Here is a 20,756-nt window from a genome sequence, read left to right on the forward strand (position 1 = left end):
TGGCCATGGAAGCGCGACCGCGCAGGTCACGGCAATGGTTCCCAGTTGCCAGTACTAGCCCGTTCGTCCGAATGGCACGGCGGTACAACCTGGTCGGACGGCTGCTACCGTGCCTGTGTCGGGCTCGGCACGGTCGGTTACCAGCGGGGGCGGGCGGCGGGACATGACGCAGCGGCAGGCGGACCACGCCGGTCCGGACACCGACGGAGGTGGCCGGACCGCGTTCGCGAGCGCGCTGCGCGCCGCGATCGGAGCCAGCGGGCTTTCCCTGGACCGGATCCAGGCACGGCTGCGCGCGCGGGGCGCGACGGTCAGCGTCACCGCGCTCAGCTACTGGCAGTCGGGCAAACGCCAGCCGGAGCGGGCCGGATCGCTTTCGGCGGTGCGGGTGCTGGAGGAAATCCTCGACGTCCCCGACGGCGCGCTGCTCGGTTTGCTGCCGCCGCCCCGCCCGCGCGGCGCGAGCAGACGCGACCGGGCGGGCGAGGAACCGGTCACCTTCACCCGCGAAATCCTGCAGCCGCTGCTGGAACGCGTCGGCGCGCCCGACGCGCTGGACCAGCAGCACCAGCTGAAGCTGATCGGCCTGCACGACCGCTGCGACATCGCGGCCGACGGCGGCCAGCTCTCGGTCACCTCGCGCGCGGTGTTCCAGTCCGGTGCGGACGGTCAGGACCGCTGGCTGCTGGTGTACGCACAGGGCGACGCGACGGCGGTGCCCGACTTGCAGCCGGTGCGCAACTGCCGCGTCGGCCGCGCCGAAGTGGACGACGACCACGGCATCCTGGTGGCCGAACTGCTCTTCGACCGCGCGCTGGAACGCGGCGAAACGCACCTCATCGAGTACACCCTGCGCAACTCCGGGCCGCCGTACCCGCAATGCCGGGCGACGCACTACCGGGAATTCCGCCGCCCGGTCCGCGAGTACCTGCTGGAGATCCGCTTCGACCCGACCGCAGTGCCCGCCCGGTGCTGGCAGTACGCGAACGCCACCGACGAAGCACCGGCCCGGCGCCGGCTGCGGCTCGACAGCGGCAACGGCGTGCACGCGATCGCGCTGGATTTCGGGCCGGGGATCTTCGGCATCGGCTGGGGTTCGTGACTCCGGTAGCCGAGGTGCGCGAGCTGACCGTCGTGGTCGACACCGGACGGTGGCGCGAGACGGTTCTGGACTCGGTGTGTTTCGCGGTGCCAGCGGGACGGATCACCGCGTTGCTCGGCGAATCCGGATGCGGCAAATCCATCGTCGCGGCGGCGTTGACGGGTTCGCTTCCCTCGGTGGCGCGCAGCTCGGGAGACGTGCGGATCAACGGCACCGTCGGCCTGGTGCCGCAGTCCGGGGTCACGGCGTTCGCTGCAGAGCGAACCGTCGGCGCGCAGCTGGACGAGCGTCAGCAGCTCTATCGCGGACGGAGCGTCGAGGACTCCTGCAAGGCAGCGGTCTGTTCCATGGAGACGCTGGAGCTCTTTCCCCACCAGCTTTCCAGCGGGCAGATTCAGCGCGCTGCGCTCGCGGCGGCCTTGCTGTCCGAACCGGACCTGCTCGTTGTGGACGAACCTAGCGCGTCCCTCGACCGCGGCACCGCGTACGACGTGTGGGCCAGCCTGCGCGCGTACGCCGACACCGGTGCCGCCGGGTCCCCCGCCGAAATCCGCTCCCTCGCCGATCCCTACGTGCAGGGTTTCTTCCCCTGACCGCGCTCAGCTCAGCTTGGTCCGCAACACCTTCCCGGTCGCGTTGCGCGGCAATTCGTCCAGGAACTCCACGTCCCGCGGCACCTTGTAGCGCGCCAGGTTCGCCTTCACGTACTCGCGCACGCCGTCCTCGTCGAGGGTCGAGCCCTCGGTGCGCACCACGAACGCCTTGAGCCGTTCGCCGAAGTCCGGATCCTCGACGCCGATCACCGCCGCCTCGAGGACGTCTTCGCGCTCCACCAAGAGGTTCTCCACCTCGATCGGGAACACGTTTTCGCCGCCGGAGACGATCATTTCGTCGTCGCGGCCGTCGATGAACAGCAGACCGTCCTCGTCGAAGTGGCCGACGTCGCCGCTAGAGAGCAGGCCGTCGATGATTTCCTTGTTGCGGCCGTCGGTGTAGCCGCCGAAGCTGAGCCCGCTGCCGACGAACACCCGCCCGGTCACGTGCGGCTCGGTGATCTTGGTGCCATGTTCGTCGTACAGCGCGACGCGACAGCCGACCGGCGCGCGGCCGACCGTGCCGGGTGCGCGTTTCCAGTCCTCCGGCGTCGCGACCGTCGCCACCGCGACTTCCGTGGAGCCGTACAGGTTGTGCACGACGTCGCCGAATTCCTCGTTCGCCCGGTTGCCGAGATCCGGCGACAGCGCGGACCCGGCGACGAAGATAATCCGCAGGCACGACGTGTCGTACCGGTCGCGAACCTCCTTCGGCAGGTCGACGATCCGCTGCAGCATCGTCGGCACCAGAACGAGCGCGGTGCACCGGTGCGTGGCGACGCCCTTCAGCGTCGCCTCCGGGTCGAACTTCCGGCGCATCACCACCGTGCAGCCGAGCGCGAAGCTGAGGATGAACTGCGACAGCCCGGTGCCGTGGAACAGCGGCGCGCCCATGAAGGTCGCTTCGCCGGAGCGCAGCGGGATGCGGTCCAGAAACTGCGCCGACGCCAGCGCGGACGTGTGCGGTCGCGGTGCGCCCTTGGGGGTGCCGGTGGTGCCGCTGGTGAGCAGGACGAAACCGCCGGGTTTGGCGGGCGCGGGCAGCGGGCGGTCGTCGGTGCTGGCGATGATCTCGGCGAGCACCGGGATCTCGTGCCCGGCCGGTTCGTCCACCCAGGCCAGGTACCGGTCGACGTTCTCGTCGATCGCGTCGAGCAGGCCGGTGAACTCCTGGTCGTAGACGAGCGCGGTGACGCCCTCGCGCTGGGCGACGTCGGCGAACTGCGGTTTGGCGAACCCGGTGTTCATCAGCAGCAGCCGCGCGCCGAGCTTGCCCGAGGCGGCCATCGTGAGCACGAGCCCGCGGTGGTCGCGGCACAGCGCGGCGATCACCGAACCGGGCCCGAGCCCGCGCTGCGACCAGGCGCGGGCGAGCGCGTTGGACTGGTCGTCGAGCTGCTTGAAGGTGAGCGGGCCGAGGTCGTCGACGATCCCGACGGCCGTCGAATCGCGCCGCGCGGCGATGTGGTTCGCGCCGGCGAACGGGCCGTACTTGCGGATCGCGACGAGGGAGCGCAGGCCCTCGTCGAGCCGGGGAAACGGCACCAGGCCGGCGCGGCGCATCACCTCGACGCTGCGCACGGTCTCGGTCAGCTTGCCTGCCACCTGGCCGGCCAGCTCGGCCACACTCATCCGGGCACCTCCATTGCTGCGGCGGGAGCGCCCACGCCGACGGTCTCCGTACCGCCGGTATGGGAGTTACTCGACAGTAAAGCAAGGCCCGTCCGCGCACCAGTGCCCGGCCGGGGAGGAAATCTCCCATGCCGGTCACGGACCGTCCGGGAAGCGCTTCGAGAGCCGGTGCTCAGAAATTGTCGGTGCTGGTCCGCACAATGGGACGGTGCAGGTGATCACCGGCCGGGAGGAGGACTCCGGCTACACGATCGAGGGCCCCGCGGGGACCCTCCGCGGGCTTTCGCGCGCCGACTGGGCCGACGAGGTCCGCCGGCTGGAGGCGGCCGAGAGCCCGCGCTGGGTGCTGCCCTCAGCCGAGGAGATCTATCCCACGCTGATCAAGGCGGGGGTGCGGCTGGGTCGCTGCCACGACCTGTCGCTCGCCGAAGGGCTGCTGCTCGCCTACGAGGGCCGGGAGGGCGAATCGCGCAGTTTGCGGGCAGCGTGGGCCCGGGCGAACGGGGAGGAACCGCCCGACGACGGCCCGGCCTTCGGCGAGGACGCGCAGCCCACGCTGTTCTCCCCGCGCGGCCCCGGGCTGCCGCCGGGAGTCACCGTCGCCGCGGCGGCCCGGCGAGTGCTGGCCGAACAGGAGAAACGCGTCGCCGCCACCGAGGCCCCCGCGCGGATGCGGCTGCTGCTCGCGGCCGAATCCGCCAGCGCACTGGCCGCCGCGGAAATCTCGGCCGCCGGGCTGCCCTGGCGCGCCGACCGGCACCTGCAGCTGCTGGAAGAACGCCTCGGCCCCCGCGTACCCGCTGGTCAACGCCCGAAAGTCTTGGTCGAGCTCGCCGCGAAAATCTCCGCGGCGCTGGGCGGGCGGCCGGTCAATCCCGATTCCTCGGCCAGCGTCGTCCGCGCGCTCGCCAGGGAGGGCATCGAAATCCCGGCGGCGCGGAAGTACCTGCTGCAGGACATCGACCATCCCGCGGTCGCGCCGCTGCTGGAGTACAAGGAACTGTCGCGGCTGCACTCGGTCAACGGCTGGGCGTGGCTGGACGAATGGGTAGCCGACGGACGCTTCCGGCCGCACTACGTGGTCGGCGGCGTGGTGTCCGGCCGGTGGGCTACCCGGGGCGGCGGGGCGCTGCAGATCCCGCGCGCGCTGCGCTCGTGCGCGTCCGCGGATCCCGGCTGGAAACTCGTCGTCGCCGACGGTGCGCAACTGGAGCCGCGCGTCCTCACCGCGCTGTCCGGCGACCGCCGCCTTGCCGAAGTCGCCGCGGCTACCGACCTGTACGCCCGGCTGGCGGAAGCGCTATTCTCCGGCACCCGCTACGTCCCGCTCCGCCCCGGAGACACGCGAGACGACCGTTCCCGCGCGAAAATCGCCATGCTGTCCGCGATGTACGGCGGCACCTCCGGCGAGGCCGGTCCGCTGCTCGCGTTGCTGCGCCAGCGTTTCCCGGACGCAGTGTCCTATGTGGAGCACGCCGCCGCGGCGGGCGAACGGGGTGAACGGGTTCGGTCCAGGCTGGGCCGTACTTCTCCGGCTCCGTCTGCTGCTTGGCGTGCTTTGACCGGCGGGCTCACCGAAGACGAGGCAACAGAAACCCGCGCGCGGCGGGCGTCGCGCAGTTGGGGCCGGTTCACGCGGAATTTCGTGGTGCAGGCAAGTGCGGCCGACCTGACGGCGGTCTTGCTGGCGACTTTGCGCGGTCGGCTGCCCGAACCGGCGCATCTGGTGTTCTTCCTGCACGACGAGGTGATCGTGCATGCCCCTGCGGAGCTGGCTGATGAGGTCGCGGAAATCGTGGAGACAGCGATCCAGGAAGCGGCCCGACTGGTCTTCGGCGAGGCGTGCCCGGTGCGATTTCCCATGGAAGCGAAATCGGTGGACAATTACGCGGAGGCGAAGTGATCAGCTGACTCATGTTTCCCAGCAACCACATGGCGGCACCCGGGAAATCCGTTCGGGGGACGCGGAGTTGCCGTCGGTCGCACTCGCTGCGGGACATTCCACCGCAAAGGCGCTATCCGCGGATCGGAAATGATCAGTACCGTCGTGCGCCATGGTGGGGAGAAAAACACAACGCACACTTGGCAGCTTCTGGAGCTTTCTTGCCTTCATCGCGGTCATCGCGCTGTGGGCGATCCCGTCGATCGGGCCGGGCGTCGCGAACACCAGGAAGAACTAGTTCTGCCGCAACAACGCCAACGGCATCCTGCTCGGTTGTCACATCCGGCAGCACAAATGGCAGAAGCTCAAAATGGCGTTCAAGGCGCAAGCACCAGCGAAAGCCCTCGGAAGGATGCTCGGCAACGTGAAGGGAGTGGCAGCCTCGCTTTCCGCCGTCGCCGGAACGGTTTCCGCCGGTGCCGCCACCATCACGCTCCTGGTGAAGTGACGGCTACGCCAGCGCCTCGTCCAACGCCTTCGTGATCCGCTTCAGCGACACCGGATGCGCCGTCCCCAGTGTCTGTGCGAAGAAGCTCACCCGAAGCTCCTCGATCATCCACCGCACCTCCGCCAGCGCGGGCGACGACGTCCCCGGTGGCAGCGTGGCCATCGCGTCCTCGTACTCCTTCGTGATCCAGGCGACGTCCGCCATCCGCTGCAGGTCGCGCGTCTGCTCAAGCGGCAGCTTCTCCAGCCGCCGCTCGATGCCGCGCAGGTACCGGACCACGTTGGGCAGCCGGGCGGCGCCGGTCTCCGTCACGAAGCCCGCGTGCACCAAACCGTCCAGCTGACGGCGGATGTCCGCCAGCGATTCGGCCGGGCCGCGAGTGTCCGCGAGACGAGTCTCCACGTCGATGGCCGCGCGCAGGATCCGCTCGACCTCCGTCAGCACTTCCAGCACCTTCGGGTTCAACCCCGCGCGTACCTTTTCCAGCAGCGCGGCGAAACCCGCCTCGTCCCAGACCGGGCCGCCCGCCGCGGCCATCAGCGCGTCGACCGCGCAGTCGACGCAGTCCTCCAGCAGGCCCGCGACGCTGCCGTGCGGGTTGCGGTTCAGCACGAGCTTCGAGGAGTTCGACAGCGACCGCGTAATGAACTTCATCGGCGAGTTCAGGTTCAGCCGCAGCATCCGCCGCGTGCCGGACCACATCGCGTGTTGCTGTTCGGCGGGCGTGTCCAGCAGCCGCACGGCCACCGACGCGCCCTCGTCCACCAGCGCCGGATACGCCTTCACGTCGTGGCCGCGCCGGGTCGACGCGAACACCTTCGGCAGCTCGCCGAACGCCGGCTGCACCAGGCCGGCCTTCTCGATGCTGTTGGCGGCCTTGGAAATCGTCTCCCGCACGCGCGGCGCGAGACGGCGCTTCAGCTCGTCCAGATCCTTGCCCTCGGCCACCCGTTTGCCGCGCTCGTCCACCACGCGGAAGGTGATCCGGAGGTGGTCCGGCACCGTTGAGAGGTCCCACGCCGTGTGCGGGATGTCGATGCCGCGCATCGCGTGCAGTTCGTCGCCGAGGATGTCGAGCAGCGGACCGTCCGAAGGGGACACTCGCGTCAACGCGTCGGCAGCCGTGTCCGGAGCCGGGACGAAGTTGCGCCGCAACGCTTTCGGCAGCGATTTGATCAGCTGCGTCGCCAGTTCGCCGCGCAGACCGGGCACCTGCCAGTCGAAACCGTCCGGCGTCACCTGGTTCAGGACCGGCAGCGGGATGTGCACGGTCACGCCGTCGGCGTCTGCTCCGGGCTCGAACTGGTAGGTCAGCTTGAAAACGTGCGTGCCCTGCGTCCACGAGTCCGGGTAGTCCGATTCGCGGACCGCGCCCGCGACCTCGTTGATGAGCATGGACTTCTCGAACGACAGCAGGTCCGGCTCGTTCCGCCGCGCCTTCTTCCACCAGCTGTCGAAATGCCGCACGGACACGATGTCCTCGGGCACTCGCGCGTCGTAGAACTCGTACAGCGTCTGGTCGTCCACCAGGATGTCGCGCCGCCGAGCGCGGTTCTCCAGGTCCTCGACCTCGTCCAGCAGCGCCCGGTTCTCGGCGAAGAACCGGTGGTTCGTATGCCAGTCGCCCTCGACCAGCGCGTGCCGGATGAACATCGCGCGCGAGATCTCCGGGTCGATCCGGCCGTAGTTCACGCGCCGGTCGGCCACGAGCGGCACGCCGTACAGCGTCACCTTCTCGGTCGCCATCACCGCGCCCTGCTTGCGCTCCCAGTGCGGCTCCGAATACGAACGCTTCACGACGTGCTGCGCGAGCGGTTCGACCCAGTCCGGCTCGATCCGCGCGTTGACCCGGCCCCACAGCCGCGACGTCTCGACCAGTTCCGCCGACATCACCCAGCGCGGCTGCTTCTTGAACAGCGCCGAACCCGGGAACACCGAGAACCGGGCCCCGCGCGCACCGAGGTAGTCGCCCTTCGCCGGGTCCTTGAGCCCGATGTGCGACAGCAGCCCGGAAATCAGCGCCGTGTGCACGTGCTGCGGCTCGGCGGGGGTGGTGCTGAGCGTGATGCCGAGCGGCTTGGCGAGCTGGCGCAGCTGGCCGAAGATGTCCTGCCACTCGCGGATCCGCAGGTAGTTCAGGTACTCGGTGCGGCACATCCGGCGGAACTGGTTGCCGGTCAGCGTCTTCTGCTGTTCGCTGACGTACTCCCACAGCTTGAGGTAGGAGAGGAAGTCCGAGGTCGGATCGGCGAACCGGGCGTGCTGCGCGTCGGCGGCCTGCTGCTTCTCCGCGGGCCGTTCGCGCGGGTCCTGAATGGACAGTGCGGCAGCGATGATCATGACCTCGCGCACGCAGCCGTTCTGCGCGGCCTCCAGCACCATCCGGCCCATCCGCGGGTCCACCGGCAGCAGCGCGAGCTTGCGGCCGACCTCGGTGAGCTTCGAGGAATCGCCGGTCTCGAACGCGCCGAGTTCCTGCAGCAGCTGGACGCCGTCGGTGACCTGGCGGCGGTCCGGCGGTTCGACGAACGGGAACGCGTTCATGTCCCCGAGGCCGAGCGACGTCATCTGCAGGATGACCGACGCGAGGTTCGTCCGCAGGATCTCCGGATCGGTGAACTCCGGCCGGGACTCGAAGTCTTCCTCGGAGTACAGCCGGATGCAGATGCCGTCCGAGGTACGCCCGCACCGGCCCTTGCGCTGGTTCGCCGACGCCTGCGAAACCGCCTCGATCGGCAGCCGCTGCACCTTCGTGCGGTGGCTGTAGCGCGAGATGCGCGCGGTGCCCGGGTCGATCACGTACTTGATCCCCGGCACGGTCAGCGACGTCTCGGCGACGTTCGTGGCCAGCACGATCCGCCGTCCGGTGTGCCGCTGGAACACGCGGTGCTGATCAGCCGCGGACAGCCGCGCGTACAGCGGCAGCACCTCGGTGTTCCGCAGCTCCAGCCGGTTCAGCACGTCCGCGGTGTCGCGGATCTCGCGTTCCCCGGAGAGGAACACGAGGATGTCGCCGGGACCTTCGCCGGACAGCTCCTGGACCGCCTCGGCGATCGCCTGCGTCTGGTCGCGGTCCGGATCGCCCTCGGGATCGTCCGGGTCCACGAGCGGCCGGTAGCGCACCTCGACCGGGTAGGTCCGGCCGGAGACCTCGACGATCGGCGCGTCGTCGAAGTGCCGCGAGAACCGCTCCGGGTCGATGGTCGCCGAGGTGATGATCACCTTCAGGTCGGGACGGCGCGGCAGCAGCTGCTTGAGGTAGCCGAGGATGAAGTCGATGTTGAGGCTGCGCTCGTGCGCCTCGTCGATGATCAGCGTGTCGTACTGGCGCAGCATCCGGTCGGTCTGGATCTCGGCCAGCAGGATGCCGTCGGTCATCAGCTTGACCAGGGTGTCCTGGCCGGACTGGTCGGTGAACCGGACCTTGTAGCCGACGGTGTCGCCCAGTTCGGTCTTCAGCTCGCTGGCGATCCGGTCGGCGACCGTGCGCGCGGCCAGCCGGCGCGGCTGGGTGTGCCCGATCTGCCCGCGCACGCCGCGGCCCAGCTCGAGGCAGATCTTCGGCAGCTGCGTGGTCTTGCCCGACCCGGTCTCCCCCGCGACGATCACCACCTGGTGGTCGCGGATCGCGTCGCCGATCTCGTCCTTGAGCCTGCTGACCGGCAGCTCGGCGGGGTACTCGATCTTCGGCACGCTTTCGCGGCGCTGCTGCACGCGCAGCAGCGCCGTTTCGACGTCGGCGGCGATGCGCTCGGCCGTCTGCTGCTTGTCGCGAGACCGGCGCGCGCCGTCGAGACGGCGGCGCAGCCGGTGCTCGTCGCGCAGCATCAATTCGGGCAGCTGGGCGCGCAGCTCTGCGAAGGGGGCTGGAGTGGACATACTTGGGCCAAGGATAGCCGTGCGTGACCGTCGTGGCTTCCGAATATGCCGCGAGCGACAGCCCGGCGTCCCCGGCTCACGGCACCGGGGCCGGACGCGGCCGCACGAGCTTGGCCGGAAGCAGCCAGGTCAGCCGGTCCGAGCGGAGCACGGCGAGCGGGCCGATCACGGCCAGGAGCAGCACGTACCCGGCGACGAACGGGGCCACCCGCGAATCCAGCCCGGCCGCGGTCGCCATCGTCGCCAAGACGAGCGAGAACTCGCCCCGGGTGAGCACAGTCAGGCCGATGTTCACGCCTTCCTGGCGGTCGAAGCCGTGCAACCGGGCCGCGAACGCGCCGGCGGCGAGGTTCAGCACCAGCGTCAACACGACCGCGGCGAGCACCGGGAGGACGACCGTGCCGACCGCGCCCGGGTCGATCGACAGCCCGAAGATGAAGAAGAACAACGCTCCGAACGCGTCCCGCAGCGGCAGCACCAGCTTGTGCACCCGTGGCGCGACCTGGGAATTGCCGAGCATCATGCCGACCATGAACGCGCCGATCGCGTCGGACACGCCCACCTCCTCGGCCACCGCGGCGCCGAGCACGGCCACGCCGACGAAGCAGACGGTGAGCAGTTCGTCGTCCGCCGAACCGAAGAGCCGCGACACGAGCCGTCCGCCCCAGCGCGCCAGTGCGGCGAGCACGAGCAGGAAGCCGAACGCCTTGCCGAAGTCGGCGAGCGCCGCGCCGAAGCCGTCCGCACCGCTGAGCACCGGCTGCAGCAACGCCAGGTACAACGCGAGGAACAGGTCTTCGAGCACGACGATGCCCATGATGAGGCGGGATTCCCGGTTGTTCATCCGCCGGGTTTCCAGGAGCAGTTTGGTGACGATGGCCGACGAGGAGATGCCGATCGCGCCGGCGATCACCAGCGCCTCGCGCGTGCCCCAGCCGAGCGCGAAGCCGAACGCGAGCCCGCCGCCGATGTTCAGCACGAGGTAGGCCACCCCCGCGCCGGCGAGTCTGGCGCCGCCGCGGGCGAGGTCGTCGAGCGAGAACTCCAGTCCCAGATAGAAGAGCAGGAACACGAGACCGAGCCCGGCCAGTACGCCGAACTCGGCCGGATCGTCCACAAGGGACAGTCCGGGGGTGTGCGGGCCGAAGACGAAACCGGCAAGCATGAACAGGGGAATCGTGGGCAGCCCGATCCGGGCGCCGACGCGGGCGAGGGCGCCGGCGGCGAGAAACGCGCCGCCGACGGCCAGCAAAGCATGACCGTTGCTCATGAGATCCTCTTGAGAGCCGGGTACAGGTGGGAAACGAGTACTCAGCAACCCGGAGGAGCGCGTGCCGCGGCGGCTGCGGGCGCGCGGTCCAGTTCGACCGGCGGCGCGGCGGAAAACGGGACGGTGCACCAATCCGGCCGGGCGAGGCGGATCTCGCCGGGAGCGTCGGCGAGCGGCAGCGGATGCGCGGCGACGAGATGCGGGCCCTGTTCCTGGACCAGGGCGGGTTCGGCGTCGTGCGGACGCGGGCCAGCCGGTCCTGGCCCGGGGACGGCCACGCCGAGCAGGAGCAGCGCGGCGAGCAGCAGGACGAGGATGGACCGGTGCCGCGGCGCGGGAGCGGCGGCAGCAGTCGTCATCTCGGGACGAGTTTACCATGTCTTTAAGGTTCGCCGGGAGCTCCACCCTGAGTCCACAGTAGACAGATGACGGCCGGATCCCGTGGTCCCAGTCATTTTCCGGCCTGCTTCAGGCAACCTTCATCGTCCATAGTGGACCACTGACATTCACATCCGTGAAAAATTTTCGTATCCCTTGCCTCGCCACTTCACGCTCGGTTATCGTGGCGCTACGCCGCAGCAGTACCCGGAACCGGTTCATTCGCCGGTCCGGCCGCCTTGCCCACGTACCGCGGAAAGGGATTCCCCCCATGCGCAAGACGATGCGGCCCGCGCTGGCCGCCGGTCTCACGGCTGCCTCGGCCCTCGCTCTCGTCCTCAGCACTCCCGCTCTCTCGGCCGCCGCCGTGCCCGCCCCGCTCGCCGCCTCGGCGTCCTCGGTGCTCGGCTCGGGCGGCGACCTCGCCTCCCCGGAGAAAAAAGAGATCGCGATGCAACTGGTGTCGAGCGCGGAAAACTCGTCGCTCGACTGGAAGAAGCAGTACTCCTACATCGAGGACATCGGCGACGGGCGCGGGTACACCGCGGGCATCATCGGGTTCTGCTCCGGCACCGGCGACATGCTGGAACTCGTGCAGGCCTACACCAAGTCCGTGCCGGACAACCCGCTGGCGAAGTTCCTGCCCGCGCTGGAAAAGGTCAACGGCTCCGATTCGCACGAGGGTCTCGGCTCGGCCTTCGAAAGCGCGTGGAAGCAGGCCGCGGGCACCGAGGAATTCCAGGCCGCGCAGAACAGCGAGCGCGACCGCGTGTACTTCGACCCGGCGGTGAACCAAGGCAAGTCCGACGGTCTCGGCGCGCTCGGCCAGTTCATCTACTACGACGCCATCGTGATGCACGGCCCCGGCACGAGCACCGACAGCTTCGGCGGGATCCGCGACGCCGCGCTGTCGCAGGCGAAGCCGCCGTCCCAGGGCGGCGACGAAACCGCCTACCTCAAGGCGTTCCTCGACGCGCGCAAGGTGGTCATGAAGAAGGAGGAAGCGCATGCGGACACCTCCCGCGTCGACACCGAGCAGCTGGTGTTCCTCAACGACGGCAACCTCGATCTGCACACGCCGCTGAAGTGGAAGGTCTACGGCGACCCGTACGAGATCAACTGAGCCCGCAGCAGGTTCTCGCACTCCGCCTCCGCGTGGGACCGCGACGGCGACCGCTGGGTACGGGAGCTCGGCCCGTACCCAGCGGACGTCGGCGAGCAAGGAATCGGCGTTGCGCGCGAAGGCCGGTTCGGCGTTCTTTCTGCACGTGTCCACTGGCGGGCCGACCGCGGGCTGTGTCGCTCTCGCGCAAGACGACCTGATCGCGGTGCTGCGCTGGCTCGATCCCGCGCGGTCATCGCAGTAACTGATCGGCCGTCCGCGTGTTGACGACCCGGTCCGGTCCGATGCCCGCCTTTTCCGCGCGCTCGCAGCCGTAAGCCTGCCAATCGAGCTGGCCGGGCGCGTGCGCGTCGCTGTCGATCGCGAACTCGCAGCCCAGCTCGACGGCCTGGCGCAGCAACCGCATCGGCGGGTCGAGCCGGTCCGGCCGCGAGTTGATCTCCACCGCCACGCCGTTCTCGCGGCACGCGGTGAACACCTTCTCCGAGTTGAACTGCGACTCCGGCCTGCTGCGTCCGCCGACCAGCCGTCCGGTGCAGTGCCCCAGCACGCGGACGTGCGGGTTCTCGATGGCGGCCAGCATCCGCGGCGTCATCTCCCGCGCGGGCATCCGCAGTTTCGAGTGCACGCTCGCCACCACGAAGTCGAGCCGGTCCAGCAGCTTCTCGGTCTGGTCGAGCGCGCCGTCGTCGAGGATGTCGACCTCGATGCCGTGCAGCAGGCGAAACGGCGCCAGTTGCTCGTTCACTCGCGCGACCTCGTCCATCTGCGCCCGCAGCCGCTCCGGAGACAGACCGCGCGCGACGGTCAGCCGCGGCGAGTGGTCGGTGAGCACGATCCACTCGTGCCCCAGGTCGCGTGCCGTCTCGGCCATCTCGAGGATCGGGCTGCCGCCGTCGGACCAGTCGGAGTGCGTGTGACAGTCGCCGCGAAGTGCCGTACGCAGCGCACCGCCGTCCGGCAGCTTGCTTTCGGGCAGCTTCGCCGCGTACGCGGGCGTACGGTCGTGCCACGCGTCCTCGATGACGCCGGCAGTGGCTTTGCCGATCCCCTTCAACGCCTGAAGCGTCTTCGCGCCGACGCGCGACGCCAGCTCCTCTTCGGAGAGCCTGTCGACCACAGCGGCGGCCTGACGGAACGCGCGCACGCGGTAAGTCGGTTCACCGGCGCGCTCGAGCTGGAAGGCGATGTCGCGCAGCGCGCGGGCCGGGTCCATGCCTCCTGTTTTACCCGCTCAGCCGCGGCGAGGCAGCTCGTGCAGCTCGACGTCGCCGAGACGGCCGTTCTTGATCTCCGCAGTCTGGTAGGTGCAGAACGGCTGCCGCCGCCGGTCGGTGGGCGAGCCGGGGTTGAGCAGCCGCAGCCCGCCGGGCGTCACCGTGTCCCACGGGATGTGGCTGTGTCCGAAGATCAGCACGTCGACGTCCGGATACAACGCGTCGCAGCGAGCCGCCCGGCCCTTCGCGTCGCCGGTTTCGTGGACGACCGCCACCCGGACGCCCTCCAGCGTCTCCCTGGCCACTTCGGGCAGACGTTTCCGCAGTTCAGGACCGTCGTTGTTGCCGTACACGCCGATCAGCCGCGTGCTGCGGGCTTCAAGAGCGTCGAGGGTGTCCACGTCGACCCAGTCGCCCGCGTGCACCACGACGTCGGCCTTCGCGACCTCGTCCCAGACCTGCGCGGGCAGTTCCTTCGCCCGCTTCGGCAGGTGGGTGTCCGCGACGAGCAGCAACCGCACGCCGTCACTCCTCCCCGATCGCCTCGAGCACGTGGTCGAGGAACGCCGCGATGTGCACGCGCAGCAGCTCGGCCGCGCCGTCCTCGTCGCCCTTCCGCGCGGCGGCGAGCACCGCCTTGTGCTCGTTCCATTCCTTGCGCCAGCTGGGATTCGCGTCCCAGCCGACCACGGTGATCAGCGCGGCGCGGTCGCGCAGGTCGTCCAGCATCGACACCATCAGCGGGTTGCCGCAGCCGGCGTACAACGCACGGTGGAACCGCCGGTTGAGCAGGCTCAACGTGGTCTGGTCGGCATCCGCGGCCGACGCCTCCTTGAGAATCTGCGCGGCCTCGTCGAACGACTCCCGGTCCGCCGCCCGCACCGCGCGGCGCAGCGCTTCCGGTTCCAGCACCATCCGCACGTCGTAGACCGACCGCGCCAGCTCCCCGTCGACCACGCACACCGACGCGCCCTTGTACGGGCTGAACGTGACCAGCCCGGTGTTGGACAGCACCTTGAGCGCCTCGCGCACCGGCGTCTTCGAGACCCCGAGCCGCGCGGCCAGCTCCGCCTCCACCAGCTGCTGACCGGGCACCAGCTCGCGGGCGAGAATGCCGCGCCGGATCTCCTCCAGCACCACCTCGGTGCGGGAGGCGGGGAGGCTGAACGTGGACGGCATGCCGACCCTCCTGGCTTTCGCGCTCGTCCCCGCACATTCAACCAGGCGGGCGTCTCCGAGCGTCGACACGTACGATCATATATCAGATGCCATCCGTCGACCGAGAGGACGCGCAGCAATGAAGGCACCCGAGGACCTGCGCAGCCACCGCTGGTTCGGCGGCGACGACCTGCGGAACTTCAGCCACCGCACCCGCGCCCGGCAGCTCGGCTACGAGCCAGAAGAACACCTCGGGAAGCCGGTGATCGGCATCCTCAACACCTGGAGCGACATCAACCCGTGCCACCAGCACCTGCGCGAACGCGCGGAGCAGGTCAAGCGCGGCGTGTGGCAGGCGGGCGGATTCCCGCTGGAGTTCCCGGTGGCGACGCTGTCGGAGACGTATCAGAAGCCGACGCCGATGCTGTACCGGAATCTGCTGGCGATGGAGACCGAGGAACTGCTGCGGTCGTATCCGGTCGACGGCGCGGTGCTGATGGGCGGCTGCGACAAGACCACCCCGGCGCTGCTGATGGGCGCGGCGAGCGCCGGGCTGCCGTCGATTTTCGTGCCCGCGGGCCCGATGCTGCGCGGAAACTGGCGCGGCGAGGTGCTCGGCAGCGGCACCGACATGTGGAAGTACTGGGACGAACGGCGCGCGGGCACGATCGGCGACCGCGAACTGGCCGAACTCGAACGCGGCCTGGCCCGCTCCCCCGGCCACTGCATGACGATGGGGACCGCGTCGACCATGACGTCCGCCGCCGAGGTGCTCGGGCTGACCCTGCCCGGCGCGGCCTCGATCCCGGCGGTCGATTCCGCGCACCACCGGATGGCGGCGGCGAGCGGCGCGCGCATCGTGGACATGGTGTGGGAAGACCTCACGATCGCGAAGATCGTCGACGAGCGCGCGTACGCCGACGCGATCACGACCGTGCTGGCGCTAGGCGGGTCGACCAACGCGGTGATCCATCTGATCGCGATGGCCGGCCGTAGCGGGATTTCCTTGTCGCTGCAGGATTTCGACGCGATCGCCCGCCGGGTGCCGGTACTGGCGAACATCCGGCCCGGCGGCGACTGGCTAATGGAGGACTTCTACTACGCGGGCGGCCTGCCCGGGCTGTTGTCCCGCTTGACCGACCTGCTGCATCTCGACCGGGTCACCGTCACCGGACGTCCGCTCGCCGACTCGCTCGCCGACGCCCGCGTGCACAACGACGACGTGATCCGCCCGCGCGACAACCCGGTCGCCAGCGAGGGCGGCGTGGCCGTGCTGCGCGGCAACCTCGCTCCCGGCGGCGCGGTGATCAAGCACATCGCCGCCGACCCCGCCCTGCTCACCCACACCGGTCCGGCAGTGGTTTTCGACAACTACCAGGACATGAAGAAGCGCATCGACGACCCGGCGCTGGGCATCACCGCCGATTCCGTACTGGTGCTGCGCGGGTCCGGCCCGCTCGGCGGTCCGGGCATGCCCGAATACGGCATGCTGCCGATCCCGGCGCACCTGCTGGAACAAGGCGTGCGGGACATGGTGCGGATCTCCGACGCCCGGATGAGCGGCACCAGTTACGGCGCGTGCGTGCTGCACGTGGCACCGGAATCGCACGTCGGCGGGCCGCTCGCGCTGGTCCGCGACGGCGACCTGATCACCCTGGACGTGCCCGCGCGGACGTTGCGGCTGGAGGTCGACGAGGCCGAACTGGAGCGTCGTCTCGCCTCGTGGGCCGCCCCTGCGCCGCGGTTCGAGCGGGGTTACGGTGCGCTGTACGCGGAGCACATCACGCAGGCCGACGAGGGCTGCGACTTCGACTTCCTCGCCCGCGCCGGCGCCAATCCGGAACCGGACGCTGGGTGACCGGTTTGTTCCGCTGGGGGCAGTAGTCCGGCATGTCCGGCTCGGCCCGTACGCTGTGCCCCTGACCGCAGCGAATCGAAGGGGTCGTGAGGTGCAGTACGAACCGCGCTGGCCGGAAACCGACAGCGACCAGACCGAGGTCCTGCCGGTCGTACCACCGGAGGAACCTCCGTCCCCGCCGCGAAGGCGCGGCCTGCGCAAAGCCGGCTGGATCAGCGGCGGCGTGCTCGGCGTCCTGGTCGTCGCGTACCTCATCGACCTGCTGACCAGCCAGGGCCGGGTGCCGCGCGGCGTCGTCGTGGCCGGCGTGGACGTCGGCGGGCTGGAGCGGCCGGTCGCCGAACGCGAGCTGCGCGGGAAGATCGAGCCGCGGCTCACCCAGCCGCTCACGGTCACTGCGGGCAACGCGCACACCAAGCTGTCGCCGACCGAGGCAGGGCTGGGGCTCGACTGGAGCGGCACCCTCGACCAGGCGGGCGACCAGCCGATCAACCCCTTCACCCGGCTGGCGTCGTTCTTCAGCACGCGGGAACTGGGCGTCGTGTCGCACGTCGAGGCAGCGAAGCTCGACCCGGCGCTCGAGGACCTGCGCGGCCGTGTCGACCGGGCGCCCGCCGAGGGCACGATCCGGTTCGACGGCACCACTCCGGTCGCGGTCCCGCCGCAGGTCGGGCAGAAGCTGGACGTCGCGGCGGCGCGGGCGAAGGTGCTGAGCGGCTGGGCTTCGGGCAGCGAACTGACCCTTCCGGTCACGCCGACTCCGGTGCGCACCACCGCCGAGGGCGTTCAGCGCGCGCTCACCGAATTCGCCAAGCCCGCGGTGTCCGCGCCGGTCGTCGTCAAGGGCGAAGGCGCGGACGCGACGCTGACGCCGGAGCAGATCGCCGGCGCGCTCACGTTCGTGCCCGGGGACGGCGGCGGCCTCGCCCCGCAGATCGACCCGAAGAAGGTCACCGACGCGCTCGCGCCGCAGCTGAAGTCCACCGAGCAGGAGGGCAAGGACGCGGCCATCGCGTTCTCCGGCGGGAAACCGGTCGTCGAGCCGTCCGCGGACGGCAACACGGTCGACTGGGAGCAGAGCCTCAAGCCGCTGCCGAACACGCTGAAGCAGACCGACAGCCGCGAGCTCAAGGCGATCTACAAGAAGACGCCCGCGAAGGTCACCACCGAGCAGGCGGACAAGCTGGGCGTCAAGGAAGTCATCGGCGAGTTCACCACCGGCGGGTTCGCCGCCGACTCCGGCACGAACATCCGGGTGGTCGCCGAGAAGGTGAACGGCGCGATCGTGAAGCCGGGAGAAACGTTCAGCCTCAACGGATTCACCGGTCCGCGCGGGCGTCCGCAGGGCTACGTCGAGGCCGGCGTGATCGAGAACGGCGCGCCCGCCCGCGAGGTCGGCGGCGGCATTTCGCAGTTCGCCACCACGCTGTACAACGCGGCGTACTTCTCCGGGATGAAGGACGCCGGGCACAAGGAACACAGCTACTACATCAGCCGCTACCCGGCCGCGCGCGAGGCGACGGTGTTCCAGAACCCCAACGGCGCCAGCGTGATCGACCTGAAATTCACCAACGACTCGGATACCGGCGTCGCGATCCAGACCGTCTGGACGCCGTCGTCGATCACCGTGAAACTGTGGGGCACCAAGCGGTACACGGTCGAATCGGTCCCCGGCGAGCGCACGAATCCGACGCCGCCGCCGACGAAACCGGGTCCGGCGGAGAACTGCCACGCGTCCAACGGCGCGCCCGGTTTCACCGCGAGCGACACCCGGATCCTGCGCGACGCCTCGTCGGGCCGGGAAGTTTCACGGCACACGCGGTCGGTCCGCTACAACCCGCAGCCGAAGATCACCTGCGGGGAGTAGCGAGTCGCTGCATCGTGGCGGCTACCGCGAGGTCGACGGCGAAAGCGAACTCCGCTTCGTGATCGCACCGCGCCAGATGCGGCGCGGATTCGACCACGGCGGGAAGCTCGGTCTGCTCCAATTCGGCGCGGCGGTGGGCGATCCCGGCTTCGTCGGTGACGCCGAACGCCGGTCCCGCGCCCGCCTCGCGCAGAAGCGAGCCGACGACGACGGCCAGGAGCGAGCGCAGCAGGTGCACCGCCTCTTCCGGTGACGCGCCTGCCTTGCGCAGCACCGAAAGCACCGCCTCGACCGGAGCGAGCGCGGCGATCGACGGCAACTGTCTGGTTAGGACCAACGCGGCGGCCTGCGGGTGCGCTCGGGTTGCTTTCCGGAACGACTGGGCGATGGCGCGGAGGTCCGCTTCAGGCTGCCCGGTCAGCTCCGGGAGATCGATCCCGCCCAGTACGTGTCCGGCGACGGCGTCGAGCAAGGCCTCTTTGCCGTCGATGTGGTGGTAGAGGCTCTTCGCGTCCACGCCGAGACGCTGCGCAACGGTCCGCATGCTGACCGCTGCCGCCCCGTCGGCGTCGACCACTTCCAGCGCGGCCGTCAGGATCGCCTCCCGCGACAGCCTGGCGTCTCCCTTGCGCGGGCGTCCCCGGCGCGTCGTGGTGTTCACGGCTCCATCATGGCGCACTTGCGTTAAACCCACAGTGTGGATTAAATTGCGGCTTCGCTCCCCTGGTTTGGAGGAACCCGTGGACCCGTTGGCCATCCCCGCGCCCGAAGTGCTGCGTGCCCGGCAAAAGCTCGTCCTCGACCACTTCCACGACGAGGTGCGCCAGGACTGGGACGACGTGCTGGCGACGTTCCCGCATCCGCACTACGAGATCGTGCCGACGATGACCGTGCACGACGGTGATTCCGCCGTGCGCGGCTACTACGACGAAACGCGCCGCGCTTTTCCCGATCAAGACCACGAAATCATCGCTCTGCGCCACAGCGCGGATGCGGTAATCGTCGAATTCTGGCTTCTCGGCACGCATCGCGGGCCGCTCGGGAAGATCCCGCCCACCGGGCAGCGGTTCCGGGTCCGGATGACCGCGTACTTCCTCTTCGACGCGGACGAACAGCTGGTGTGCGAACGCATTTACTTCGACACGCTCACCATGCTCCGGCAGCTGCTGCGCGCGTACGACGTCCGGAAGCCCACCTCGTGGCCCAAGCTCGTGCGCGCGGTGCGCGGGCTGCTCGCGATGTCCGGGACCCCGGATCCACGGCTTTCCGACACCACTCCGCCCGCTTTTTGTCGGTGACCCCGCGTACAGTCGTGCGCACACCACGGGAAGGGGGAACCGGTGTCCGACGACGCGGCCATGGGGCTTTACGGACTCACCAAACGGTTCGGGACCACGCTGGCAGTAGACGATGTGCGGCTTGAAGTGCCGCGGGGGTCGTTCTTCGGCCTCGTAGGCCCCAACGGAGCCGGGAAAACGACGTCGCTGTCGATGGCGGTCGGCTTGCTTCGGCCAGACGCCGGCGAAGCGCGCGTGTTCGGCGTGGACGTGTGGCGGGAACCGGAACGGGCGAAAAGCCTGATCGGCGTTCTTCCGGACGGATTGTCCATTCCGGAACGGCTCACCGGACGGGAACTGCTCACATACATGGGCCTGCTGCGCGGGCTAGCGCCGGACACGGTCGCCGAACGCGCCCAGGAACTGCTCGGCGTGCTGGAGCTGACGGACGCCGAGCGCACCCTCGTCATCGACTATTCCGCGGGAATGCGCAAGAAGATCGGCCTCGCGACGGCACTGCTGCACGGCCCGCGGCTGCTGGTGCTGGACGAGCCGTTCGAGGCGGTCGACCCGGTTTCCGCGTCGACGATCCGCACGATCCTGCAGCGATTCGTCGCCTCCGGCGGCGCGGTCGTGCTGTCGAGCCACGTGATGGCGTTGGTGGAACAGCTGTGCAGCCACGTCGCGGTGATCACACGCGGACGCGTCGTCGCCGCGGGCGCGGTGGCTGACGTGCGGGGCGAAGGCACGCTGGAAGACGCGTTCGTGCACATCGTCGGCGGCCGGACGGGCGGAACGGAGGGGCTGGCGTGGTTGGCGTCCTCGACCGACTGAAGCCGCGGGTCCTGCGCGATTCACTGCGCGGACGGCAGATCCCCGACGCGCGGACCAGCGGAACGGAGGGGCGAGCATGATCGGCATCCTCGACCGACTGAAGCCGCGGGTCCTGCGCAACTCCCTCCGCGGACGACAGATCGCCGACGCGCAGACCAGCGGAACGGAGGGGCCCGCA

The 20,756-nt window shown here is 69.7% G+C and carries 19 protein-coding genes; 11 read left to right on the forward strand and 8 right to left on the reverse strand.

The features are described from left to right. Nucleotides 1–163 precede the first annotated feature (163 nt). Both WA670_RS37960 and WA670_RS37965 read left to right on the forward strand, forming a co-directional pair. Nucleotides 164–1,102, forward strand: a complete 939-nt coding sequence (locus WA670_RS37960; RefSeq protein ID WP_134730521.1) for a hypothetical protein — start codon at nt 164–166, stop codon at nt 1,100–1,102. Next, nucleotides 1,099–1,695: an ATP-binding cassette domain-containing protein gene (locus tag WA670_RS37965; RefSeq protein WP_134730519.1), complete on the forward strand. Its 597-nt coding sequence runs from the start codon at nt 1,099–1,101 to the stop codon at nt 1,693–1,695. The genes WA670_RS37960 and WA670_RS37965 overlap by 4 nt, the downstream gene beginning before the upstream one ends. Nucleotides 1,696–1,701: 6 nt before the next feature. Here the strand turns inward: WA670_RS37965 and WA670_RS37970 are convergent, their stop codons facing one another. Then, entirely contained in the window at nt 1,702–3,327 is a 1,626-nt protein-coding gene (locus tag WA670_RS37970) for an acyl-CoA synthetase (RefSeq protein ID WP_134730517.1), read from the reverse strand. A 208-nt stretch (nt 3,328–3,535) separates the two neighbouring features. Here WA670_RS37970 and WA670_RS37975 point away from each other — a divergent pair, with 208 nt between their 5' ends. From WA670_RS37975 to WA670_RS37985, 3 genes are all read left to right on the forward strand, one after another. Continuing rightward, the gene (locus WA670_RS37975) at nt 3,536–5,230 is read left to right on the forward strand and encodes a bifunctional 3'-5' exonuclease/DNA polymerase (RefSeq protein ID WP_336161045.1); all 1,695 of its coding nucleotides are present in this window, start codon (nt 3,536–3,538) and stop codon (nt 5,228–5,230) included. Nucleotides 5,231–5,381: 151 nt separating this feature from the next. Continuing rightward, nucleotides 5,382–5,507, forward strand: a complete 126-nt coding sequence (locus WA670_RS37980) for a hypothetical protein (protein ID WP_276323737.1) — start codon at nt 5,382–5,384, stop codon at nt 5,505–5,507. Nucleotides 5,508–5,579: 72 nt separating this feature from the next. After that, nucleotides 5,580–5,717, forward strand: a complete 138-nt coding sequence (locus tag WA670_RS37985) for a hypothetical protein (RefSeq protein WP_167754218.1) — start codon at nt 5,580–5,582, stop codon at nt 5,715–5,717. 3 nt (nt 5,718–5,720) lie between these two features. Here WA670_RS37985 and hrpA read toward each other — a convergent pair whose 3' ends face one another. From hrpA to WA670_RS38000, 3 genes are all read right to left on the reverse strand, one after another. After that, nucleotides 5,721–9,596 carry an ATP-dependent RNA helicase HrpA gene (gene hrpA, locus WA670_RS37990; RefSeq protein ID WP_134730515.1) on the reverse strand — a complete coding sequence of 1,292 codons (3,876 nt, stop codon included), beginning with the start codon at nt 9,594–9,596 and terminating at the stop codon, nt 5,721–5,723. Nucleotides 9,597–9,672: 76 nt separating this feature from the next. Beyond that, the gene (locus tag WA670_RS37995) at nt 9,673–10,866 is read right to left on the reverse strand and encodes a cation:proton antiporter (RefSeq protein ID WP_037817486.1); all 1,194 of its coding nucleotides are present in this window, start codon (nt 10,864–10,866) and stop codon (nt 9,673–9,675) included. Between the two features lie 41 nt (nt 10,867–10,907). After that, nucleotides 10,908–11,225: a hypothetical protein gene (locus WA670_RS38000; RefSeq protein ID WP_134730513.1), complete on the reverse strand. Its 318-nt coding sequence runs from the start codon at nt 11,223–11,225 to the stop codon at nt 10,908–10,910. 290 nt (nt 11,226–11,515) lie between these two features. Here WA670_RS38000 and WA670_RS38005 point away from each other — a divergent pair, with 290 nt between their 5' ends. Both WA670_RS38005 and WA670_RS38010 read left to right on the forward strand, forming a co-directional pair. Continuing rightward, complete coding sequence (locus tag WA670_RS38005) at nt 11,516–12,367, forward strand: chitosanase (RefSeq protein ID WP_043838950.1); 852 nt, start codon at nt 11,516–11,518, stop codon at nt 12,365–12,367. A gap of 109 nt (nt 12,368–12,476) precedes the next feature. Further along, entirely contained in the window at nt 12,477–12,611 is a 135-nt protein-coding gene (locus WA670_RS38010; protein ID WP_255443417.1) for a hypothetical protein, read from the forward strand. Here the strand turns inward: WA670_RS38010 and WA670_RS38015 are convergent. The 3 genes from WA670_RS38015 to WA670_RS38025 are packed head-to-tail and all read right to left on the reverse strand — an operon-like array spanning nt 12,600 to nt 14,763. Continuing rightward, nucleotides 12,600–13,583, reverse strand: a complete 984-nt coding sequence (locus tag WA670_RS38015) for a PHP domain-containing protein (RefSeq protein ID WP_336161046.1) — start codon at nt 13,581–13,583, stop codon at nt 12,600–12,602. The genes WA670_RS38010 and WA670_RS38015 overlap by 12 nt on opposite strands. Before the next feature lie 18 nt (nt 13,584–13,601). Next, nucleotides 13,602–14,105 carry a metallophosphoesterase family protein gene (locus WA670_RS38020; protein WP_037817497.1) on the reverse strand — a complete coding sequence of 168 codons (504 nt, stop codon included), beginning with the start codon at nt 14,103–14,105 and terminating at the stop codon, nt 13,602–13,604. Between the two features lie 4 nt (nt 14,106–14,109). Further along, nucleotides 14,110–14,763, reverse strand: a complete 654-nt coding sequence (locus WA670_RS38025) for a GntR family transcriptional regulator (RefSeq protein WP_043838955.1) — start codon at nt 14,761–14,763, stop codon at nt 14,110–14,112. Nucleotides 14,764–14,881: 118 nt separating this feature from the next. On the opposite strand from WA670_RS38025, the gene araD reads away from it, so the two are divergent. Next, complete coding sequence (gene araD, locus WA670_RS38030) at nt 14,882–16,600, forward strand: L-arabinonate dehydratase (RefSeq protein ID WP_336161047.1); 1,719 nt, start codon at nt 14,882–14,884, stop codon at nt 16,598–16,600. A gap of 91 nt (nt 16,601–16,691) precedes the next feature. After that, on the forward strand, nt 16,692–18,467 hold the full coding sequence (locus tag WA670_RS38035; RefSeq protein WP_275294249.1) for a VanW family protein: 1,776 nt from the start codon (nt 16,692–16,694) through the stop codon (nt 18,465–18,467). Here WA670_RS38035 and WA670_RS38040 read toward each other — a convergent pair. After that, the gene (locus tag WA670_RS38040) at nt 18,451–19,128 is read right to left on the reverse strand and encodes a TetR/AcrR family transcriptional regulator C-terminal domain-containing protein (RefSeq protein WP_134730505.1); all 678 of its coding nucleotides are present in this window, start codon (nt 19,126–19,128) and stop codon (nt 18,451–18,453) included. The genes WA670_RS38035 and WA670_RS38040 overlap by 17 nt on opposite strands. A 79-nt stretch (nt 19,129–19,207) precedes the next feature. Here WA670_RS38040 and WA670_RS38045 point away from each other — a divergent pair, with 79 nt between their 5' ends. Together WA670_RS38045 and WA670_RS38050 are read left to right on the forward strand one after the other, a co-directional pair. Beyond that, nucleotides 19,208–19,765 carry an ester cyclase gene (locus tag WA670_RS38045; RefSeq protein ID WP_037817504.1) on the forward strand — a complete coding sequence of 186 codons (558 nt, stop codon included), beginning with the start codon at nt 19,208–19,210 and terminating at the stop codon, nt 19,763–19,765. A gap of 42 nt (nt 19,766–19,807) precedes the next feature. Then, nucleotides 19,808–20,578, forward strand: coding sequence for an ABC transporter ATP-binding protein (locus WA670_RS38050; RefSeq protein WP_134662523.1), 771 nt, complete (start codon nt 19,808–19,810; stop codon nt 20,576–20,578). The last annotated feature ends 178 nt before the right edge of the window (nt 20,579–20,756 follow it).

The organism is Amycolatopsis sp. VC5-11, assembly GCF_037034185.1.
Taxonomy (GTDB): domain Bacteria; phylum Actinomycetota; class Actinomycetes; order Mycobacteriales; family Pseudonocardiaceae; genus Amycolatopsis; species Amycolatopsis nivea.

Coding starts and splice junctions, on each gene's coding strand:
- WA670_RS37960 (WP_134730521.1), top strand. CDS start 164: ATGACGCAGCGGCAGGCGGACCACGCCGGTCCGGACACCGACGGAGGT.
- WA670_RS37970 (WP_134730517.1), bottom strand. CDS start 3,327: ATGAGTGTGGCCGAGCTGGCCGGCCAGGTGGCAGGCAAGCTGACCGAG.
- WA670_RS37980 (WP_276323737.1), top strand. CDS start 5,382: ATGGTGGGGAGAAAAACACAACGCACACTTGGCAGCTTCTGGAGCTTT.
- WA670_RS37985 (WP_167754218.1), top strand. CDS start 5,580: ATGGCGTTCAAGGCGCAAGCACCAGCGAAAGCCCTCGGAAGGATGCTC.
- hrpA (WP_134730515.1), bottom strand. CDS start 9,596: ATGTCCACTCCAGCCCCCTTCGCAGAGCTGCGCGCCCAGCTGCCCGAA.
- WA670_RS37995 (WP_037817486.1), bottom strand. CDS start 10,866: ATGAGCAACGGTCATGCTTTGCTGGCCGTCGGCGGCGCGTTTCTCGCC.
- WA670_RS38000 (WP_134730513.1), bottom strand. CDS start 11,225: ATGACGACTGCTGCCGCCGCTCCCGCGCCGCGGCACCGGTCCATCCTC.
- WA670_RS38005 (WP_043838950.1), top strand. CDS start 11,516: ATGCGCAAGACGATGCGGCCCGCGCTGGCCGCCGGTCTCACGGCTGCC.
- WA670_RS38015 (WP_336161046.1), bottom strand. CDS start 13,583: ATGGACCCGGCCCGCGCGCTGCGCGACATCGCCTTCCAGCTCGAGCGC.
- WA670_RS38025 (WP_043838955.1), bottom strand. CDS start 14,763: ATGCCGTCCACGTTCAGCCTCCCCGCCTCCCGCACCGAGGTGGTGCTG.
- araD (WP_336161047.1), top strand. CDS start 14,882: ATGAAGGCACCCGAGGACCTGCGCAGCCACCGCTGGTTCGGCGGCGAC.